Annotated in this window: 14 protein-coding genes; 7 read left to right on the top strand and 7 right to left on the bottom strand. The window is 67.2% G+C overall.

Annotated elements, in window-relative coordinates:
• Positions 1 to 6 precede the first annotated feature (6 nt).
• Both hrpB and C560_RS20825 read left to right on the top strand, forming a co-directional pair.
• Entirely contained in the window at positions 7 to 2,685 is a 2,679-nt protein-coding gene (gene hrpB / locus C560_RS0100515; protein ID WP_051532916.1) for an ATP-dependent helicase HrpB, read from the top strand.
• A gap of 153 nt (positions 2,686 to 2,838) precedes the next feature.
• Entirely contained in the window at positions 2,839 to 4,062 is a 1,224-nt protein-coding gene (locus C560_RS20825) for a macrolide family glycosyltransferase (RefSeq protein WP_197026073.1), read from the top strand.
• A gap of 24 nt (positions 4,063 to 4,086) precedes the next feature.
• Here the strand turns inward: C560_RS20825 and C560_RS0100505 are convergent, their stop codons facing one another.
• Positions 4,087 to 4,788, bottom strand: a complete 702-nt coding sequence (locus C560_RS0100505; protein WP_026536705.1) for an alpha/beta hydrolase family protein — start codon at positions 4,786 to 4,788, stop codon at positions 4,087 to 4,089.
• Between the two features lie 70 nt (positions 4,789 to 4,858).
• Here C560_RS0100505 and ligD point away from each other — a divergent pair, with 70 nt between their 5' ends.
• On the top strand, positions 4,859 to 5,884 hold the full coding sequence (gene ligD / locus C560_RS0100500) for a non-homologous end-joining DNA ligase (protein WP_026536704.1): 1,026 nt from the start codon (positions 4,859 to 4,861) through the stop codon (positions 5,882 to 5,884).
• A 31-nt stretch (positions 5,885 to 5,915) separates the two neighbouring features.
• Here the strand turns inward: ligD and C560_RS0100495 are convergent, their stop codons facing one another.
• The 4 genes from C560_RS0100495 to C560_RS0100480 form a co-directional block, all read right to left on the bottom strand.
• Entirely contained in the window at positions 5,916 to 6,884 is a 969-nt protein-coding gene (locus C560_RS0100495) for an alpha/beta hydrolase (RefSeq protein ID WP_026536703.1), read from the bottom strand.
• Positions 6,881 to 8,368 (bottom strand): flavin-containing monooxygenase, encoded by a 1,488-nt coding sequence (locus C560_RS0100490; RefSeq protein ID WP_026536702.1) that lies wholly within the window; start codon positions 8,366 to 8,368, stop codon positions 6,881 to 6,883. The genes C560_RS0100495 and C560_RS0100490 overlap by 4 nt, the downstream gene beginning before the upstream one ends.
• Before the next feature lie 35 nt (positions 8,369 to 8,403).
• Positions 8,404 to 9,558 carry an alcohol dehydrogenase catalytic domain-containing protein gene (locus C560_RS0100485; RefSeq protein ID WP_442853134.1) on the bottom strand — a complete coding sequence of 385 codons (1,155 nt, stop codon included), beginning with the start codon at positions 9,556 to 9,558 and terminating at the stop codon, positions 8,404 to 8,406.
• A 239-nt stretch (positions 9,559 to 9,797) separates the two neighbouring features.
• The gene (locus C560_RS0100480) at positions 9,798 to 11,267 is read right to left on the bottom strand and encodes a PucR family transcriptional regulator (RefSeq protein WP_026536700.1); all 1,470 of its coding nucleotides are present in this window, start codon (positions 11,265 to 11,267) and stop codon (positions 9,798 to 9,800) included.
• Between the two features lie 124 nt (positions 11,268 to 11,391).
• Here C560_RS0100480 and C560_RS0100475 point away from each other — a divergent pair, with 124 nt between their 5' ends.
• From C560_RS0100475 to C560_RS0100455, 4 genes are all read left to right on the top strand, one after another.
• Positions 11,392 to 12,750, top strand: a complete 1,359-nt coding sequence (locus C560_RS0100475) for an aminotransferase class III-fold pyridoxal phosphate-dependent enzyme (protein ID WP_197026072.1) — start codon at positions 11,392 to 11,394, stop codon at positions 12,748 to 12,750.
• A 48-nt stretch (positions 12,751 to 12,798) separates the two neighbouring features.
• Positions 12,799 to 14,040: a CaiB/BaiF CoA transferase family protein gene (locus C560_RS0100470; protein WP_026536698.1), complete on the top strand. Its 1,242-nt coding sequence runs from the start codon at positions 12,799 to 12,801 to the stop codon at positions 14,038 to 14,040.
• Complete coding sequence (locus C560_RS0100465; protein WP_026536697.1) at positions 14,037 to 15,239, top strand: acyl-CoA dehydrogenase family protein; 1,203 nt, start codon at positions 14,037 to 14,039, stop codon at positions 15,237 to 15,239. Before C560_RS0100470 ends, C560_RS0100465 begins: the two co-directional genes overlap by 4 nt.
• Positions 15,240 to 15,699: 460 nt before the next feature.
• On the top strand, positions 15,700 to 15,945 hold the full coding sequence (locus tag C560_RS0100455; protein ID WP_026536695.1) for a hypothetical protein: 246 nt from the start codon (positions 15,700 to 15,702) through the stop codon (positions 15,943 to 15,945).
• A 671-nt stretch (positions 15,946 to 16,616) separates the two neighbouring features.
• Here the strand turns inward: C560_RS0100455 and C560_RS20820 are convergent.
• Positions 16,617 to 17,966: a purine-cytosine permease family protein gene (locus C560_RS20820; protein WP_043422223.1), complete on the bottom strand. Its 1,350-nt coding sequence runs from the start codon at positions 17,964 to 17,966 to the stop codon at positions 16,617 to 16,619.
• A 207-nt stretch (positions 17,967 to 18,173) separates the two neighbouring features.
• A complete protein-coding gene (locus C560_RS0100440; RefSeq protein WP_026536694.1) occupies positions 18,174 to 20,180 on the bottom strand; it encodes a hydantoinase B/oxoprolinase family protein in 2,007 nt (668 codons plus the stop codon).
• Position 20,181: the final 1 nt, after the last annotated feature.

The following is a 20,181-nucleotide window of genomic DNA, read 5'->3' as shown; positions in this document are numbered from 1 at the left end:
GGAGGTGTGACTTCCGCGACCGTACCCCTGGACCCAGCCTGCTCCAAGGGCCTCTTCGACCTCGGCGTCATCGGGGCGGGCCTGACTTTTGCGGAATCGCTGGGGGCCCTCGCGGCGGCATTGCGTTCCGGGGGTGCCGGGGCGTCCGCGGTGGTGCAGGCGCCTCCGGGCACGGGCAAGACGACGCTGGTGCCGCCGCTGCTGGCCAACCTTGCTGCGGGCGGGCGGGGCGGCCGTCCGCGGATCGTGGTCACTCAGCCGCGCCGCGTCGCTGCCCGTGCGGCCGCCCGGCGCTTGGCCGCCCTGGCCGGCACCCGGCTCGGCGACCGTGTGGGCTACACCGTCCGCGGGGAACGCCAGATGGGCCCGGGAACCGTGATCGAGTTCGTCACTCCCGGCATCCTGCTGCGCCGCCTCCTCGCGGACCCGGGGCTTGAGGGCACGGACGCCGTGATCCTCGACGAGGTCCACGAACGCGGTCTGGAGACCGACCTCCTTGTTGGCATGCTCAGCGAAGTCCGCCAGTTGCGCGGCGACCTCGCCCTCGTCGCCATGTCGGCCACACTCGACGCGCCCCGTTTCGCCGCGCTGATCGGTGAGTCGGCGGCCGGAAACGACGACGGCGTCGGCCCGGCACCGGTCATCGACTGTCCGTCCGCGTTGTTCCCGCTGGACGTGGAATGGGTCCCCGCGTCGGTGCCTCGCCTGGACGAACGGGGCGTGGCCCGGGCCTTCCTGGACCATGTGGCCGACACGGCAGCGGCCGGGCACGCCGCCGCGCTGGCCGCCGGGCGGGACCTGGACGCCCTGGTGTTCGTTCCCGGAGCGTGGGAGGTCTCCTACATTGCCGCGCGGCTCCGCAGCCGGAGCAGCGCCGAGGTTCTGGAACTCCACGGCCAGGCCGGGCCCGCGGAGCAGGACCGCGCCGTCTCCGGGCGTGAGCCCGGCGGGGCCGCCCGGATCATCGTTTCCACCTCACTCGCCGAATCCTCCCTCACCGTCCCGGGCGTCCGGCTGGTCATCGATTCCGGGCTGTCCCGGGAGCCGCGGCGCGACGCCGGCCGCGGAATGTCCGGCCTCGTGACGGTGTCCTGCTCCCGGGCGTCCGCGGACCAGCGCGCCGGCCGTGCCGCACGCCAGGGCCCGGGCACGGTGATCCGCTGCTACGACCAGAGGGCCTTTGGCGCCGCGCCAGCGCACCCGACGCCGGAGATCGCGGCGGCTGACCTCACCGGTGCCGCCCTGATCCTGGCGTGCTGGGGATCCCCCGGCGGCAGGGGACTCGCACTGCCCGACGCGCCGCCCCGGGCCGCGATGGACGAGGCCGTCGAAGTGCTGCGGGAACTCGGCGCCGTCGCCCCGGACGGCCACGCAACCGAAGTGGGCAAGGTCCTGGCCCGGGTCCCGACGGACCCCCGGCTGGCCCGGGCCCTGCTGGACGGCGCCGCGACAGTGGGCCACCGCACGGCGGCCGAGGCTGTCGCCCTGGTCTCAGGGGACCAGCGTGCCCCGGGCGCAGACCTCACCCGCCTGGTTGCCGCGCTGCGGACGGGCCGGGATCCCGGATCCCGGCGCTGGGCGGAGGACGTCCGGCGGATGGAGTCGATCGCCCGGCAAGAATCCACCGGCGTCGGGCCCGGGGAATCATCCCGCGCCGCACCGGTAGCGCCCGCCGGGACCGTCGGTGCCGCTGAGGCAATCGGCTTCGTCGTCGCCCTGGCTTTCCCGGACCGGGTGGCGCGCCGCGTTCCGGGCGAGGGGCCCGCACAATACCTGCTCACGTCCGGAACGCGGGCGGGGTTGCCGGCCGGCAGCCCCCTGTCCGGGTACGAATGGCTGGGCGTGGCCGAAGTGTCCCGCGCGCAAGGTCGCGACGCCGCGGGGACCGGCGCCGTCATCCGCTCTGCGGCGCCCCTGACAGCGGACACCGCAGAGGCCGCCGCCGGCAACCTCCTGAGCGAGACTCTGCAGGCGCGGTTTAGCCAGGGCCGCGTCTCGGCCCGGCGGGAGCGCCGCTTGGGCGCGATCGTGCTCTCGTCCACCCCGGTACGGCCTCCTGCGGAAGAGGGCCGCGCAGCTGTGGCCCGCGCCCTGGCCAGTGAGGGGCTGGCGACCATCGGGTGGTCGAGCGCCGCGGACGGCCTGCGCCGCCGTCTTGCCCTGCTGCACCGGGAGCTGGGCGGAGCATGGCCCGACGTTTCCGAACCGGCGCTGCTGGCCCGGCTCGAGGACTGGCTGGCCCCGGAACTCGCGGCGCTGGCCGGCGGGGCATCCACGGGCGGGATCGACCTCGCCGGCCCGCTGAGCCGGCTGCTGCCGTGGCCCGAGGCGGCCCGGCTGGGCGAACTGGCACCCGAGTCGCTGGCGGTCCCCAGCGGATCCCGGATCCGGATCGACTACCCGGACGCGGCAGACGCCACCGGCCGGCCGGTAGTGGCCGTCAAGCTGCAGGAGTGCTTTGGCTGGGCCGAGACACCGCGGCTGGCAGATGGGCGCGTGCCGGTGCTGTTCCACCTGCTCTCGCCGGCGCGCCGGCCCCTGGCCGTGACAGACGATCTCGCATCGTTCTGGTCCGGCCCCTACGCGCAGGTCCGGGCCGAAATGCGCGGCCGTTATCCCCGGCATCCGTGGCCTGAAGACCCCTGGACCGCGCCCGCGACAGCCCGGACCAAGCCGCGGAACTGACCCCGGGACCCGCTGACGGCTGACCACTCGCGCCGCCCGGGCAACAGGGGCATGATGAAGGAGCACGACGCCGGCGGGGCTCCTGGCCCGCGGGACGCCGGGCAACCAGGCCGGTCAAACAGGAACTCAGCCACGCGATGAAGAGTGATGGCCATGCACTTTGCGTTCGTCTCCATTCCCGCCTACGGACACGTGAACCCGACCCTGCCGCTGGTGGCGGAGCTCGTGGGCCGGGGGCACAGGGTCACATACTTCACCTCCGCCGACTTCGGACCGATGATCCGCAACGCCGGCGCGGACTTTCATGCTTCCGGGGGGAACTGGATGGCGTCGATGCCCGCCCTCGGGCCCGGGCAGGGGGCACAGGCGCACCTGATGTTGCCGATCATGAACCGCGTGTTCGAGGATCTCAGAGCCAGCTTCCCGGCGCTGGTCGACCAACTCCGCCGCGACCCGCCGGACGCCGTCTGCTTTGACGCGATGACGCTGAGCGGCAGCATGGCCGCGGAAAAGATCGGCGCCCCGGCCATTGCCCTGATGCCCACCTATGCCACCAACGAGCACTTCTCGCTGAGATCGCTGATGCCTGCCCCACCACCGGACGGCGCCGATGAGATGGCCAAGGTTGCGCTGGCCATGGGCCGCTTGCTGGCGGAGTTCGCGGCCGGTCAGGGCGTGCGGACACCGCGGATGTTCGACGGTCCGCCTGCGCCGTTCAACATCGTGTTCCTTCCCCGCGAATTCCAGCCCATGGGGGCGACCTTCGATGACCGGTTCCGGTTTGTGGGTCCCAGCGTCGGCCGCCGGGACGGCGACGGCGAATGGGAACGTGAGGGAACGGGACCGCTGCTGTTCATTTCGCTGGGAACCACACCGCTGAACCGCCGGCCGGACTTCTTCCGGATGTGTCTTGAGGCCTTCGGCGGAAGCGAGTGGGACGTCGCGATGGCCGTCGGGGACCAGACCAGCCCGGCCGATCTTGGCACGATTGCGCCGAACGTCCGGGTCCGGCCGTTCTTCCCGCAGTTGCAGGTACTGCGCCAGACAGACGTCTTCATCACCCATGCGGGCATGAATTCGACCATGGAGGCGCTGTATTTCGCCGTCCCGCTGGTGGCCGTGCCGCAGCAGCCGGAGCAGGCGGCCACGGCCCGTCGGCTCGAAGAACTGGGTCTTGGCCGGCACCTTGCGGCAGAGGACGTCGGGCCCGACGCGCTCCGGGCCGCGGTCGCCGCCGTCCACACCGACCCGCAGGTCCGGCGGAACCTGGCCGCGATGAGCGAGGTTGTCCGCAACGCGGGAGGTGCCGTGGCTGCCGCCGACGCCATCGAGGCGCGTGTGCACCACGGGGCGGGCCGGTTCGGCGACGTCGGTTAGGCCGGCTCGGTTAGGCCAGCTCGTTTAGGCCGGATCGTTTAGGAGTGCGGCCGCGGGATTTTCGCCGTGTGCCTTCAGGAAGTCGGCGACCGACGCCGCGAGCGATGCCCCCGCCTCGTCGGCACTGCGCTTCGCGCCGGCGACGGCAAAGGAGTGGTCGCCGCCCTCGCGCCACTCCACGGTCGCGGACGGCCCGATTTTGGCCGCCACGGCCTCCAGCAGTTCCGGGGTGGCGAACGTGTCGCGCGTGCCCTGCAGGAAGAGCATCGGCAGAGTCAGCCCGTAGAGGTGCTCGTCGCGGAGCTTTTCCGGTTTCCCGGGCGGGTGCAGCGGGTAGCCCAGATAGACCAACCCCGCGGCCGGCATACCTTCCGCGACGGCCATTGAGGCCATGCGGCCGCCGAACGACTTCCCGGCGGCCCACAACGGCCGGCCGGCGGAACGGGATGCGGCGGCGTCCATGGCCGCCCGCCAGGTGGCGATGGCAGCCGGCGGCCGGTCCGGGAATTTTCGTCCTGCCTCACGGTAGGGGAAGTTGAAACGCAGGGTGGCGACGCCTAGTTCATTCAGGGCGCGGGTGAAGCCCACAAGGAACGGATGGTCCATCCCCGCCCCGGCGCCGTGGGCAACAACCAGGGTTGCGAAGGAGACCTCGGGGCCGGCAAAGACGGCCGACACTGTGGCGTCGCCGACCTCAAGGATGATCGGGAACTCAGGCGTTGTCATGCGTCCATCATGCCGGGTGGATGGCCGTTCCGCTCTTCAACTGTCTACGCCGCCGGGGTAGGTTGTCCCCATGGCCAAGGAAGAAGTCCACCTCACTGTCAGCGGTCCGCACGGCGACCGGGAGTTGCGGGTGTCGAGCCCGGCGAGGGTCGTCTGGCCCGGCCCGGGGCTGACCAAGCTGGACCTGGCCCGGTACATGGTGGACGTCGGGGACGCCTTCCTGGCCGCGAACGGGGACCGGCCGGTGACGCTCCAGCGGTTCAAGGACACGGTGGACGGCGAGCAGTTCTTCTCCAAGAACCCGCCCAAGGGTGCCCCGGAATTCATCCGCGCGGTCGACGTCGTCTATCCCAGCGGACGCACGCATCCCCAGCTGGTCATTGACGAGATCGCCGCCGCGGTGTGGGCGGTGCAGATGAACACGGTGGTCTTCCACCCCTGGGCCTCCCGGGCCGGCAAGCCGGATTATCCGGACGAGTTGCGGATCGACCTCGATCCGCAGCCCGGTACCGGGTTCGCCGAGGCCGTTCCGGTCGCACGGGAGCTGCGGCGGGTCCTCGCGGAGGCCGGGCTGGAGGCCTTCATCAAGACCTCGGGGAACCGCGGGCTCCACGTCTTTGCCCCGATCGAGCCGACCCGGGAGTTCCTGGACGTGCGGCACGCCGTCATCGCGGCGGCCCGCGAACTCGAACGTCGCATCCCCGAGCAGGTCACCACGGCATGGTGGAAAGAGGAACGCGGCGCCCGCATCTTCGTCGACTTCAACCAGGCGAACCGCGACCGCACGATCGCGGGGGCCTACAGCCCGCGGGCACTCGCCACCGCGACGGTGTCGTGCCCGGTCCGTTGGGAAGAGCTCGGGTCCGTCGACCCGGCTGCCTTCACGATCGCCACCGTGCCGGAGCGGCTCAAAGCCTCCGGCGATCCGTGGGAGGACATGCACGCGGGCGGCGCGGGCTCCGTCGATCTCCTGCTGGAATGGTGGAACAGGGACCTCGAGGCCGGGCTGGGGGAGCTGCCGTTCCCGCCGGACTTTCCGAAGATGCCCGGGGAACCGCCGCGGGTGCAGCCCAGCCGGGCGCGCAACAGCGGCTGAGGCTGCCGGTCCGGCCTGGGCCGGGGGGTCCCTACGCCGGAGCCGACTCCAGTCTGCTGTTGCGGATGAAGGCCGCGATTTCCTCGACCATTTGTGCTCCGCGGCGGATGCGGCCGGCTGAGGTAAGAAGGCCGTGCGCGTACCCCGGGAGGTGCTGGTACCGCACCTCTGCTCCGGCCCGCGCCAAGGCGGCGGCGTAGCCGGCACCCTCATCAACCAGCGGATCGTTGTCCACTGTGATGACGAAGGCCGGCGGAAGCCGTGCAGGCAAGCTGGCCAAGGCCGGGCTGATGTCGGGCGCCGCACGGTCCACGGCCTCCGGAAGGTACAGGTCCGCGAACCATGCGATCGTCTCCGCTACCAGGGGGAACCCCTCAGTGACGCGGGCATATGAGGGCGAGGACATGGTCAGATCCACCATCGGATAGATGAGGACCTGCGCCGCGACCGGCAGCGGGTCAGCCATCCCGGCGTTCTCTATTGCCAGCACCGCCGCAAGCTGACCTCCTGCACTATCGCCGACCAGAACAGCCTCGGTTACGTCCAGTCCGTGGACCCCACCCGCCGTGAACAGCCAGTCCAACGCGGCCCGGCTATCCTCGATTGCGGCCGGATACGGGTGCTCCGGGGCAAGCCGGTAGTCCACCGCCACGACCGGCAGGCCTGTCAGGGCAGCCAGCCGCCGGCAGAGCCCGTCATGCGTGGACAGACTCCCCATGACCCAGCCCCCGCCGTGGAAGAACAGCACCACGGGGGTGGGGCCGGAGGAGACCCGCGGGTCATAAACCCGCGCCTGGAAGTCGTCCACGGTGAAGTCGGAGACGGAAGAAAGAGCATCTCCGCTCAGCCCGTTCGACGCGCACCCGCGCTCATAGAGTTCACGAACCTCTCGGACCGGGTAGGTGTGAAACGGACGGCCGCCGGAGGCCCGGAACTTCTCCAGAACCTCCGCGGCGTCCGCGGCGACCGGCCTTCCGCTGAACAGGTCTGGCTGGGTCATCGCACGGGCCCGGCGTCTGCCAGCTGGAGGTAGTCGTCAAGTTCGAACTCACGGGTGCTTGCCCGGTATTCCTCGACGGTTCCGGACCAGTTGTTGATAACGCGGCCCTCCTCGTTCTTGTACCAGGAGGAGCAGTCGGAGGAGAAGGCCGACTGTCCAAGCTCGTCCTGAACGCGCTTGTTGAACATATCCAGCACACCGCGGTCCACCTCGAGAATCCGCGACTCGTCGGCAGCGATGTACTCGACGGCCTGTGAGATGTAGCGGTGCTGCGCTTCCAGCATGGACACCACGGAGTTGTGGTTCAGGTTGGTGTTCGGTCCGTAGACCAGGAACAGGTTGGGGAAGTTGTCGACCGTGATGCCGAGGTACGCCTCGGGGGTGTTGCCCCACCGCTCGTCCAGGCGGAGTCCGCCGCGTCCCGCCACGCGCATCGATCCCTGGAACGCATGGCTTTTGAACCCGGTGGCGTAGATGATCACATCGAACTCGTGCTCGACGCCGTCGGCCGTTCGGATGCCAGCGCGGGTGATCTCCGTGATGGACTCGGTCACCAGTTCCACGTTGTCGCGGGTGAGGGCAGGGTAGAAATCGTCGCTCCGCAGAATGCGCTTGCAGCCGAAGTCGTAGTCGGGAGTGAGCTTGTCCCGCAGCGCGGGATCGGAGACCTGGGTTTCGAGATGCTGGCGGGCGAGCTGGACACCTTCCTCTGAAGCTGCCGTGTGGCGGCGCGTCCGCTCGAATCCGGCTTCGCGGAACTCATGGATTTCCTGGCGCTGCTGGCGGTAGGTGTCCGGGTTCGCCAGGAAGTTCGCACTCTCCTCCTTTGTGAAGACGTACTGGTCCCGGGGGAGGACGTAGTTGGCTGAACGCTGGAACACTGTCAGGTTCGCGGCGATTTTCGCGACCTCCGGCACGTACTGGACCGCGGTTGCGGCCGAACCGATAGAAGCGACCCGTTTGCCGGTGAGATCAAGATCGTGCCGCCACGTGGAGGAGTGGAATGCCGCGCCCTCGAATTTGTCGGAGCCGGGGAAGGCGGGGATGTTCGGGGCGTTCAGCTGTCCCCATGCGGCGACCAGGGAACGGGTCAGGAACTGGGAGCCGTCGTCGGTCCGGACAGTCCAGAGGCGGCGGTCCTGGTCCCATTCAGAAGCCAGGATGTTCTGGCCGAAGCGGATGTGTTTGCCGAGTCCGAATTCCTCGACCAGGGAACGCAGGTAGCCCTGGAGTTCCTCCTGGCCGGCAAACATCCGGGAAACCTTCAGGTTCAGGAAATAGCTGTAGCAGTACACGAGTGCCTGGGTGTCACATGCGGCGCCGGGGTAGGTGTTCTCCCGCCACACACCTCCGACGTCGTTGCCGCGCTCCAGGATCAGGAAGTCATCGATGCCGTCCTGGACGAACTGGGCGCCCTGGCCCAGGCCGCCGAAGCCGGCGCCGATGACGATGGCACTGTAAATGTGGTCGTTGGTGGATGACATTTAGGTCTCTCCTCAGTGGTGGAATGTTAGGTAGGTCAGGAAAACGTGATGATCTGGCGGAGGGCGTGGCCGCCGTCGAGGGTGTCCATGGCGCGGTTGATCTCTTCGAGTGCGATGGTGTCCGAGACAAGTCCCTCAACGGCCAGCTGCCCGGAGCGCCAGAGCTCTGCGTAGATCGGAATGTCGTGTTCCGGAACGGCCGAGCCGAGGTAGCTGCCGACGATCGACCTCCCCTCGGCCGTCAGGGCGAGCGGGTCAATCGAGGCAGGCTGGCCCGGGGCCGGCAGTCCCACAGTTACGGTGATGCCCCCGGGCTTTGTGAGGGCGATGGCAGCTTCCAGGGCGCGGGGGTGTCCTGCTGCTTCAATGACAGCGTCGAACTTCTCGCCTCGTTCCAGCGCAGTCGCGGAGGTCATGGCGTCAGCGGCGCCGAGTCTTTTGGCGGCATCCAGCTTGGCCGGCAGCGTGTCGATGCCAACCACGTATTCGACGCCGGTTGCGACGGCGGTGATGAGCGCTGCCATGCCTACGCCACCGAGTCCCACGACGGCCACCCTGGCGGAGGGGCCGGGCTTGGCGACGTTGAGGATCGCTCCGCCGCCGGTGAGCAGGGCACAGCCGAGCAGCGCTGCGATATGCGCCGGCACGTCCGGGCCGACGGGCACAACGGAGCGGCGGGAGACCACGGCGTGCGTGGCGAATGCGGAGACTCCGAGGTGGTGATGCACAGGTTCTCCGGTCCTGGAAAGCCTCCGGGTGCCACCGAGCAGCGTGCCTTCAGTGTTGGACGCACTGCCTTGCCCGCAGGGCGTCTTGCCGTTGGACTGACATCCGGCGCATGCGCCGCACCGGGGGAGGAAGGTCATGACGACACGTTGGCCGAGTGGAACGTCGTCGACCCCTGCGCCCAATTCCTCCACGATGCCGGCGGCTTCGTGACCGAGCAGCATTGGAACCGGCCGCGGCCGGTCTCCGTTGACTACGGACAGGTCGGAATGACAGACCCCGGCGGCCTCTATGCGGACCAGGATCTCACCGTGTCCCGGTCCGTCCAGCTCAAGGTCCTGCACCTGGATGGGCCGTGAGTCCGTATAGGGCCGGTCCGTCCCGATGGCTTCCAGCACCGCTCCGCGGATGGTCCTGGTGCGGCTGGCTGTCTGCGCGGTTCGGCTTGTGTCTTCGATCGTCACGGTTCGTTCCTCCTCAAAGGGTGCTTTCGTCCCGGTGGGAGATCGTTCCCCCGACTACGGACTGTCCATTGAGCGTAGGCAGCCGGACAACGCCAGTCATGGGGCAGAACGTCAGGAGTTCGCCATTTCTTTGTACGATTCGCCCTAAGGGCGCTCGCCGGAACCGGGCACGGGAGTATCGCTGTTCGTGTGGGATATCGGCCGAAAGGTCCAAAGATTGGCCCGTGGCACCGAGGTAGCTATTCCTTTCGCGGTGCCTCGTTGCGCGGTGCTTCGTTGCGCGGTGCCTGGGTCCGGCCCCTGAGGGCCAACCAGAGCTGGGCCGCGACGTCGGGATCGTCGAGGTCCACCCCGAGGAGTTCCCTGGCCTGGCCAATCCTGTAGCGCACCGAGTTCCGGTGCACGCCGAGTTCGCGCCCGGCGGCCTCCCATTGCCCGCGGTGGGCCAAGTACGCGCGCACGGTCTCGAGGAGGTGGCCCGGGTGCGCGACCAGCTCGTCCACCCATTTGTCAGCCGGAAGATCGAGTCCGTGGCCGACGCGTATGAGCCGTCCGGGAGGGGCCGACTTGGCAACCTCTGCGGCTTGGGCCGCGATCTCGTGCAGGCGCCGAAGCGGCATCGGGCCGCCCCACGCTCCGCGGACACCCTTTGGCAGCTGCGGGTAGGGGCTCGATGCTGCCTGGAGCACGAACAGAACACCGGACCGTTCCAGCACGAGTCCGGCCGGAAGCGGCTGCGCCGCGATCTGCTCAGCGTCCGGGAGCACTGCGACAAACGCCGTCTCGGGCAGTGGCTCGGAGCCCATCTGCGTCGCAAGGAGGCGCGCGGCGTCATCATGGCCCTCCAGGACGAGCGCCGCCAGCATCCCCTCGGCGCGGCGCCGTTCAGCCGCCGCGCGGCGCTGTCCTGCCGCCCGCGCCGCAAGGAGCGTGGACGCGGTCAGGAACAGGTGCCGTTCTGCAGCAGCAAGTTGCCCGCTTCGGCCCAGCGCAAGGTAGCCGGACATCGCCGGGCCGTCCGAGACCGGATAGAGGGAAGCCGTACCGGATGCCAGCTGGATATTGCCGGTCGCGCCGCGGCGCGCGGTCCGCAGCCGGGCAGCCTCGCGGGCCAGTTCCGCCAGCAGTCCGGCCGGCAGTTCTCCGCCGCTGGCAGCCGACGACGGTGGTCCCTCCCCTTCGGGAAGATAGGCAACCCAGGTGCCGAGGGCGCGGGAGAGTTCACGCACGATCTCGGGCTCGGCGTCCTCGTCGGCGGCGGCACGGGTAAGCGCCACCTGAAGTCCCAGCAGGGCGGTGAGTTCGGCCTCGCCGCCTTGCCTGACCAGCTCCCAGTAGGCCCGCGACACGGCCAGGAAGGGGGATTCCCGGGGAACTGTCAGAAGGGGAAGGCCCGATTCCACGCACGCCGCCCGCAGCTCGTCGGGCACCATGGCGTGGCCCGAACCCAGGCCCAGTCCCAGGGCAGCAACGCCGCCGTCGACGAGCCGCCGTACGTAATTTTGGGCCGCGTCCGCCCGAGCGTCACCGTTGAGGCCGCCGAGCTGCAGCCCCACCGTCAGGAGCAGTTCGCCGCCATAGAGGAACACCGTCGGATCCTCCAGCTCGGACACATGTACACCCGTGAGCTCAACGCGGGGGAGCGGGATCGGCCAGAAGGGCACCAGGTCAGGCTTGGCAGCCTCGACGAGCCGCGCGAGGGTGATCATGCATAGATCATAGGGCACACGCCTTTGTGCAATCCGGCTTCACGTCTCCTCAATTGGGATGGATCATCCAAAGACAATGGGCTGCGCCGTCCCTATCGTGGATTCAAACACACGAGGAGGACCCATGACCGCCACCCGAGAAATCGCCCCCACCCGGGCCGATGATCCGGCCAGCGTCGCAGCCACGGCCCGACGCCTGCTCACCGAGCTCCCCGGCCCGCGTTCCCGGGACCTGGAAGCGGAACGCCGCCGGCAGGTCACGGACGCGTTCGGCATTACCATGCCCGTGTTCATCGACCACGCGCTAAATGCGCTTCTCGTGGACGTTGACGGCAATCACCTGATCGACTTCGCCTCCGGCATCGCCGTGACGAGCGTCGGCGCGGCCAACCCGCGGGTGGCCAGGCGCGCCGCCGCCCAGCTCGAACGATTCACCCACAGCTGCTTCATGGTCACCGAATATGCGTCCTTCGTTGACGTTTGCCGGTGGCTCAACGAGCACACGCCCGGCGACTTCGAGAAGCGGACCGCCCTGTTCACTACCGGCGCGGAGGCTGTCGAAAACGCGGTCAAGATCGCCCGCGCCGCAACCCGGCGCCCGAACATCCTCGTCTTCGATGACGCCTATCACGGCCGCACCCAGCTCACGATGGCCATGACGGCCAAGGAAAACCCGTACAGGCTCAACTTCGGTCCGTTCCCGGGTTGTGTCTTCCGGGGCCCGACGGCGCCCGCGCACGCCACCCCTGATGGACCCGGCGAAGCCCTCACGCAGGTCGAGGCGCTTCTTGCCGAGCACGGGCAGGAAACTTTCGCAGCGATGGTCATCGAACCGATCCAGGGCGAGGGCGGCTTCATCGTCCACGCCCCCGGCTTCCTCACCGGGCTCCGGGAGATCGCGACGCGCCACGGAATCGTCCTGGTCATCGACGAGATCCAGACCGGCATGGGCCGCACCGGGAAGCTGTTCGCTTCCGAGCACGAGGGCATCGCCGGGGACATCACCCTGACCGCGAAGGCCCTCGGCGCAGGCCTGCCGCTTGCGGCCGCTACCGGGCGCGCCGAGCTCATGAACGCCGTTCACACCGGCGGTCTCGGCGGCACCTACGCCGGCAATCCGGTGTCCTGCGAGGCCGCCCTGGCGGTATTTGAAATCCTCGGCGAGGGCACCCTGCTGGAGAATGCTGGTCGCATCGAGGCCGCAGTTCGTCGGCGCTTGGGGCCCCTGGTGGCACTGGAGGGCGTCGCCGACGTGCGCGGTCGCGGCGCCATGATGGCAATCGAGTTCCGCGACGGCTCAGGACCCCGCGGGGACCTCGCCGCCGCCGCCGCCAAGGCAGCCAACGCCCACGGCGTCATCACCCTCACCTGCGGGACAAACGGAAATGTGATCCGCCTGCTTCCGCCGCTTGGCATCGAGGCCGACGTCCTTGATGAGGGCCTGGCGGTGCTGGAGGCTTCCATTCGCTATGTGCTGTCATGAGTGTGCTGTCATGAGTGGTCCTGCAATGCGGCCCGATCGAGGCCGGCCATGAAGTCCGGCCCGCCCAGCGCGCCCCTCGAGGGAATCCTCGTTGCGGACTTTTCCCGCGTGCTCGCCGGGCCGCTGGCGACCATGACCCTGGCCGATCTCGGGGCCCGTGTCATCAAAGTCGAACGCCCGGGAACCGGAGATGACACCCGCCAGTGGACTCCGCCGTCCTCGCCAACGGGGGCAACCTACTTCGAGGGCGTCAACCGGAACAAGGAATCGATCACTCTGGACCTGACCGACCCCGATGACCTCGAGCTGGCCCGGGAACTCGCGCGCCGCGCAGACGTTCTTGTCGAGAACTTCAAGCCCGGCGGGCTCGACAAACTTGGGCTCGGCTATGAGTCGCTCACGGACGCGAACCCGGGACTCGTGTACGCGTCGATCTCGGGCTTCGGCTCCGCCGGCGGCCGGGATCTTCCCGGGTACGACTTCATCGTCCAGGCGCTCGGCGGGCTCATGAGCATTACCGGCGACCCGGAGGGCGACCCCTACAAAGTGGGGGTCGCGCTGGTCGATGTCCTGACGGCGAAGGACGCGACCATCGGCATCCTCGCAGCCCTTTCCGAGCGTGCTTACTCAGGACGGGGCCGCAGGATCGAGGTCAACCTGCTCTCCAGCCTCCAGGGCGCCCTGGCCAATCAGGGACAAGCGTATTTGGGGGCCGGCGTCGTGCCTCAACGAATGGGCAACGATCATCCCTCCATCGTCCCCTACCAGCTCCTGGCCACGGCCGACACCCCCCTGGCCGTAGCTGTGGGCAACGACGGGCAGTTCGCGCGGCTCTGCAAAGCCATCGGCGTGCCGGAGCTTGCAGCGGACCCGCGCTTCGTGACCAACTCGCTCCGCGTCCGGCACCGCCGCGAGCTCATTCCGCTGCTGGAGTCCGGGCTCGCCGGTGCAGGGGCGGAGGCATGGCAGGACACCCTGGTCGCGGCGGGCGTGCCAGCCGGGCGCGTAGCCAGCATCGGGGAAGGAATTGCCTTCGCGGAGTCATTGGGTCTCGCGCCGACCATCGAAGTGCACGACGGCGGCGGTTCAGTCATCGGACGCCAGATCCGCCACCCCATCACCTGGACGCCGGCGCTGCCGCCGCGGACCCAGGCGCCGCCCGCGCTCGGGGAGCACACCGAAGACGTAGTGGACTGGCTGCGGCACCCGCAAAGCACGACCACCCTCTGCACGCCGCAAAGAACCGCCCATTCTCCCAGTCACTCAGGCCCAGGAAGGACCACCCCATGACTCTTGCCCCCAGTTCCGCCGATCTCGAGGCAGCCGCTGCCGTGGACCCCTCGGACCTCATCTCCTTCGACTCCCTCCTCAGCGCCGAAGAGCTCGCCCTCCGTGACCGGGTCCGGACGTATGTCCGGCAGGAAATCAAACCGAACATCGCCAAATGGTACGACGAGGCCCGGTTCCCGCTCGAGATCGTGCCCGACCTCGCCGAACTGGGACTGCTCGGCATGCACCTGAAGGGGTACGGCTGCGCCGGCGGCACGGCCGTCGACTACGGGATCGCCGCCGCCGAACTCGAGGCCGGCGACTCCGGCATCCGCACCTTCGTCTCCGTCCAGGGTTCCCTCGCGATGTCCGCCATCGCCAAGCACGGCTCCGAGGAGCAAAAGCTGGAATGGCTCCCTCAAATGGCCGCCGGCAGCGCGATCGGATGTTTCGGCCTCACTGAGCCAACCGCCGGCTCGGACCCATCATCCATGACCACGTTCGCCCGCCGCGACGGCGGAGACTGGGTCCTGAACGGCACCAAGCGCTGGATCGGGCTGGCGAACGTGGCGCAGGTCGCCGTGATTTGGGCCCAGACCGACGACGGCGTGCGTGGCTTCGTCGTCCCGACGGATACCCCCGGTTTCACGGCTACGCCGATCCAGCAGAAACTCTCGATGCGCGCCTCGATCCAGTGCGAGATCACGCTGAACGACGTGCGCCTCCCCGCCGAGGCAGTCCTGCCCAACGTCACCGGACTTCGGGGCCCGTTCTCGTGCCTCAACGAGGCGCGCTACGGCATTGCCTGGGGCACGATGGGCGCGGCACGCGACGCCTTCGAGGACGCCCTCACCTACTCCATGGGTCGCCTTCAGTTCGGCCGCCCGCTCGCGGGGTACCAGCTCACCCAACAGAAGCTCGTGAACATGGCTTTGGAGATCAACAAGGGATTTCTCCTGGCCCTGCACCTGGGCCGGCTCAAGGACGCGGGCAAACTGCAGCCCCACCAGATTAGCGTGGGCAAGCTCAACAACTGCCGCGAGGCGATCGAGATTTGCCGCGAAGCCCGAACGATCCTGGGCGGCAACGGGATCACTCTCGAACATTCGCCCCTGCGCCACGCCAACAACCTCGAATCGGTGCGCACCTACGAAGGCACCGACGAGGTCCATACCCTCATTCTCGGCAAGAAGCTCACAGGCACAGGGGCTTTCCGGTAAGCTCATCGGCCGTCCGGCTCCGCCGTGATGCGCACCGCCGGTTCGCCGGCCACGCCAAGAAGGATCGAATCCTTTGGCGTTGTCGGGGCCGGGCGGCGACCCGGTCGCCGTGGATCGTTCGCTAGCACCGTGGGGCCTGCCCATGACGCCCCTGACCGCGTCCGCCGGCGCGTCCGCGACGGACTGGCCGAAGAAGCCAATTGATGCTCGACGAGGGCGTCGTCGCGACATCCAGGACATCGACCGCTGCATGAGCCTTTGTGCGAACTTCCCCCAGACGATCTGTCCCGCCTTGCATGAGCTGACGCTGCCTGCCCGGTTCCGGGAGACCATGGCGGAATGGAGTGCCCCTGCCGGGGGTGCCTGCCTCGCACAGCATCTTTGGATCTTCGTTGGCATCATTCCTGTCGTAGTCTGTGGCCATGACGTCCGGCAGCGGTGAAAACGGCAAGAAGTACGCGTGACAATCGTGGCCGTCGGACTCACTGGCTCTGAAACCCGCGCCCTGCGCGCCGAGGGCGTGCATGTGCCCACTGACATAATCACCCGAAAATCACTGATCGTTGCCTCGGTCATCAACGGTGCGCTCTGGATTGTTTTTGCCATCTTTGCTTTCCTCGGGGAATTTGTTTTCCCGCTGGTACCGATTGCCTGCACTGTGTGGCTGGCCTTCCATGTCCGGCATTGGAGATCCGTGCCGCGCTGACTGCTGCGGGCAATCAGGGCTGTTGTGTCACGGAGTCGCCGCAACTGCAGGTCGTTGGCCTGACCGCGTCTGCATCATAGAATTCGGGCAACCGATCAGTGGTGAACCAGGGGGATGAGCATGTCGGCGATCGTGTTCGGTTTAGTCGTCCTGCTCGGGGGCCTATTATGCTTGGCCATCTCTAACCCGCTGGCCAAACTGGCGACCAACTGGAATCTCTTCATCCATCAGGACTCAGAAGTTCTGGAGGCCTATAGAAGTAATAGGCGTCGCAAGATACGACGGGTTGCGAAAGCCTTCCTTGTTGTGGGAGGCGGCTGCATTATCGGGGGCCTTATTGGGTGGAGTCTGGGAGCCCCATAGACAACCGGCGGCCCCCAGTGTGGAGACATGTCCGGAAAATAGTTCAGGATGAATCCGACGCCTGCACCAAACGCGACGCCGTCCTTCGGCTCCTGATTCGGGAACCACGCGGGCGCCCGGACTTCGACGCGTCCCATGCTCGGCCTGTAGAGCATTCGCTGGCATTGGCCGGCGTCGTTGCTGGCTTTGGATCAGGCCCTCCCAGTGGTCCTGAATTACGTTGACATACTCACAAAGTCGAACTCCACCGGACGACGTTGTCCGGTGGAGTTCGGCTGCATGAGCTAGCGATATTCCCTGCGGTTGACCTAATGCGTGATCGCAGGATCCAACTCTTCCTCGGTTGGCTCAATTGTCCCTGCGGCGCTGATCAGCCGCGGCGGCGAGATCTTATAGGCGGCGTAGTAGACGCCCGCGGCCAACGCCATGGTGATCAGGGGCGTCAGCTGTGACACGACCGGCCACATTGTTTGTTCCGTGAGGGCAATTCCGACCGCCGAAGCGAAAACCCAGGCGATTGCTCCGGGGCTGACCGCCTTGAGACTGGCTGGCCGGATATCCGGAACACGGTCCTGCTTATTCCAATTCATGCCAATAAAGACCAGTGCGACGGCAACCCAGGCGGTGACAAAGACGCCTTGCCAGGCCAGGGCCTTGAGAAGGTAACTCAGGACATCCGTGAGCATGAGCAAGAAGGCCAGTGCCCCGCAGACGATCACCCAGACAAAGCGGGGCAGTTCGAGCCTAAATACCCGGCTGGCAAATGCCGAAAGGTTTTCTGATGCGAGGTAGTAGTTTGCCGTGTTGATGCGGGTCTGGGAAATGAGGATGACGAGCAGGCCGACAAGCCCAAGGGAAGAGATGAACGCCTGGACGACCCCGGTTTCCGAGGCTTCAATTCGCCATGCGCTCATGATGTAGATGCCAACCAGCCCGTTCAGCCCGAACGTGAATGCGTAGAAGACCCAGCCGAATGTCACTCTTCCCAGGAATTTTTCGTCCCGTTGGCGTCCCAGCCTGGCGTAGTCAAAGGTGTACATCATCATGATGTAGACGCCCATGTAGATCAGGTACGACGTCAGCCAGCCCGGGAGCGCCGACGAGGCGGCGGCCTGGCCAATCCAGTCCGTCGGTACGCCCCGGATGAGGGTGGCGGCGATGACCACGGCAACCAGTCCAGCAACATAGAGCGGGAGCAGGACACCGTTGAGTTTGTCCAGCCAGTTCTGCACGCCCCCCAGGGCCAGGGGAATGGCGTACAGCACCACGATGCCGTACCAAACCACCATGCTTCCGCCGAAGTACTCGTGGAACGCCACGGCAATGATGGATCCTTCGAAGACCGCGTAGTAAATGGCAGTCGCTGCGAAGATCAGCGATGCCAGGGCGGAACCGACCAGTCCGAACAGTGTCCGGGAGAAGAGGCTGACGGTGAGCCCTGTCCGCGCCGCATAGCGCGAGAGCACCGTGTTGATTGCACCGTACGTGACAACGGTAAGAGCCATGCCAATCAGGGTGTTGGTCACGCCGACGGCGCCTGCTGAAGCCACAGCTATGTAGATCCAGAACATCGCGGAGAAGACCGCCCACCAAGCCATGGTGAGGGACCATCTTCCGGCACGCATGCTGGCCGGCAGGACATAGTTCGAGTACGACAATTTCGCACCTTTCACATCATTGAAGAAGCTAGGGAGGGGACGCTTTGTCTTCGGTCGTTCGAGAGGAGCGGAACCCGGCACTACCGTGGGGTTCGATCCGGGGTTCCTTCGCCGTGGTCACGGATCTGTCGCGATTTCAGGGCAATGAGATGCCAGGGCCCGCCGCCGCGATCAGCGCCGGCGGGCCCGGTGTTCGTCAGAATGCGTTCAGTGCCAGTGGGACGAGGAACGCTTCGTCATGCTCTTGCGGAACTCCGCGGTGGTCTCCGGGAACAGCTCCCCGGTGCCCCAGTCCAGGATGACGCCGTGGCGGCGGATCACGTCGAGCATGTCCACCTCTCCGGCGCGGTACTTCTCCGCCACTGCGACCGGATCGGCGGTCAGCCATGCGGGGCGGTCGGCGCGGATCTGTTGGCGCAGCAAGGCGCTGGCCGCTTCATCGATCTCGAACTGGTCGAGTTCGCGGTCGATTTCGCGGATGATGACGCCGTAGTCCTTCGCTGCCCGTTCGATCGACACGTAGTCGTCGATGACGTCTTCGAGGACTTCGTCGAAGGGCCGGTCCAGGGGATCGCCATAGCCGCCCCCACCCGCGGACGGGCGGGTGAACGAGTCCCCGGATTGCAGCGGAACGGCTGAGAAGTTGGACCCGAGGAACTTTTCCTGATCGGTGCCTTTGTTCATCCAGACCCCGTGCGGGATGGAGGGCAGGCCGCCTTCGATGCCCCAGGTAATGGAGCGGGCACGGTCGCAGCAGTAGCTCATCACAGTCTTCGTCGCGTCGACCAAGGTGCCGCCCTTTTCGATGCCGAGGCCGCCGCGGAACCTGCCCGGACCGCCGGAGTCGGTGCCAATCTGGTGCACGGTGGTCAGGACCGGCGACAGCCGTTCCTGGCCTTCGATGGGCTGGACCGCCAGGCCGGGGCCGAAGACCGGGGCGGTGGCGCTGGCCCCGTCCTTGGAGGCTCGGCCACCCCAGCCGCCGGCCATCCAGTCGTACCACATGAAGTAGGGGTTATCGTCGGTGCGGCCGTCGCGGCCACCCACCAGGAGGTACTCGAGGTTGAACGCACAGGCCATGGCGCGTTCAGGCATGATCTGCGACCACAGCTCGAAGATCCCGTTCATCAGCTTTTCGTACGGACCGGAGCAGAAGCCGGTGACCGCAAAGGGCCAGCCGGCATTGACCACGGTGCCCTCCGGCCCGATTTCCGCATCGACGGCGGCATAGAAGCCGGAGTTCAACGGAACGTCGGGGAAGAACGTCTTGGTGCCGGCGTAGATGGCCGAGTAGGTGGTGCCGTAACCGGAGTTAAGGAAGGTTCCGACGGCGGGCGCGGAACCGGTCAGGTCATAGTGGATGCCCTTGCCGTCCAGCGTCAGCTTGATCTTGATGGGCACCAGGCCCTCGCCCTTGCCGGGATCGAAGTCGATGTAGTCGGTGGTCTCCCACACTCCCTCCGGCAGGGATTCCAGGCGGCGCAGGACGATCCGTTCTACATAGTCCTGGGTTTCCTGCATCGCCGCGACAACCGTCGACTTGGAGTACTTTTCCACCAGGCGAAGGACTTCGCGCTCGCACACCGCGGTAGCCTCCGACTGGGCCTGGAGGTCACCCATCGCCTGGCGCGGTGCCCGGGTGTTGGAGACCAGGAGTTGGGCGACGTCGTGAAGGAAGACACCCTTGCTCCAGATCCGCACGGGAGTGATCCGCAGGCCTTCGCCGAAGTGCTCCTTGGCGTTGACATCGAATGAACCCGGAACGTTCCCGCCGATGTCAGCCCAGTGGCCCTTGTTCTGGGCGAAGGCGATCACCTCACCGTCGGAGAAGATCGGCCGGATGAAGCTGACGTCGTTGAAGTGCGTGCCGCCCCGGTAGGGGTCGTTGATGGCGAACACGTCGCCGTCGTGGATGTCGTCCTTGAATTCGTCAATGACAGCCTTGCACTGGAAGTGCAGGGTACCGACGTGGACGGCAATATCACCGCTGCCCTGCATGACGGTGTTTCCGTTGGCATCACACAGGGCGGAAGAGAAGTCACGTGAGTAGATGACGAAGGAGTAGCAAGTCCGGAGAATCTGCTCGCTCATCAGGTCGACGCTGGTGACGAAGGCGTTTTTCAGCACCTCGAACGTCACGGGGTCTAGGCCTGATGCCAGCCGGGCATCGGAGTGCGCGACATGGAGATCTGGCATGGTGATCACGTCGGTCATG

The organism is Arthrobacter sp. 9MFCol3.1, from assembly GCF_000620385.1.
In the GTDB taxonomy this organism is placed as follows: Bacteria; Actinomycetota; Actinomycetes; order Actinomycetales; family Micrococcaceae; genus Arthrobacter.
This window is presented reverse-complemented; position numbering and strand designations above follow the sequence as displayed.

Excerpts from the sequence above, each read along its gene's own strand:
- C560_RS0100475 (WP_197026072.1), top strand. The coding sequence starts at position 11,392 with ATGACCGCCACCCGAGAAATCGCCCCCACCCGGGCCGATGATCCGGCC.
- ligD (WP_026536704.1), top strand. The coding sequence starts at position 4,859 with ATGGCCAAGGAAGAAGTCCACCTCACTGTCAGCGGTCCGCACGGCGAC.
- C560_RS0100495 (WP_026536703.1), bottom strand. The coding sequence starts at position 6,884 with ATGACCCAGCCAGACCTGTTCAGCGGAAGGCCGGTCGCCGCGGACGCC.
- C560_RS0100470 (WP_026536698.1), top strand. The coding sequence starts at position 12,799 with ATGAAGTCCGGCCCGCCCAGCGCGCCCCTCGAGGGAATCCTCGTTGCG.
- C560_RS0100505 (WP_026536705.1), bottom strand. The coding sequence starts at position 4,788 with ATGACAACGCCTGAGTTCCCGATCATCCTTGAGGTCGGCGACGCCACA.
- C560_RS0100480 (WP_026536700.1), bottom strand. The coding sequence starts at position 11,267 with ATGATCACCCTCGCGCGGCTCGTCGAGGCTGCCAAGCCTGACCTGGTG.
- C560_RS0100440 (WP_026536694.1), bottom strand. The coding sequence starts at position 20,180 with ATGACCGACGTGATCACCATGCCAGATCTCCATGTCGCGCACTCCGAT.
- C560_RS0100465 (WP_026536697.1), top strand. The coding sequence starts at position 14,037 with ATGACTCTTGCCCCCAGTTCCGCCGATCTCGAGGCAGCCGCTGCCGTG.
- C560_RS0100490 (WP_026536702.1), bottom strand. The coding sequence starts at position 8,368 with ATGTCATCCACCAACGACCACATTTACAGTGCCATCGTCATCGGCGCC.
- C560_RS20825 (WP_197026073.1), top strand. The coding sequence starts at position 2,839 with ATGCACTTTGCGTTCGTCTCCATTCCCGCCTACGGACACGTGAACCCG.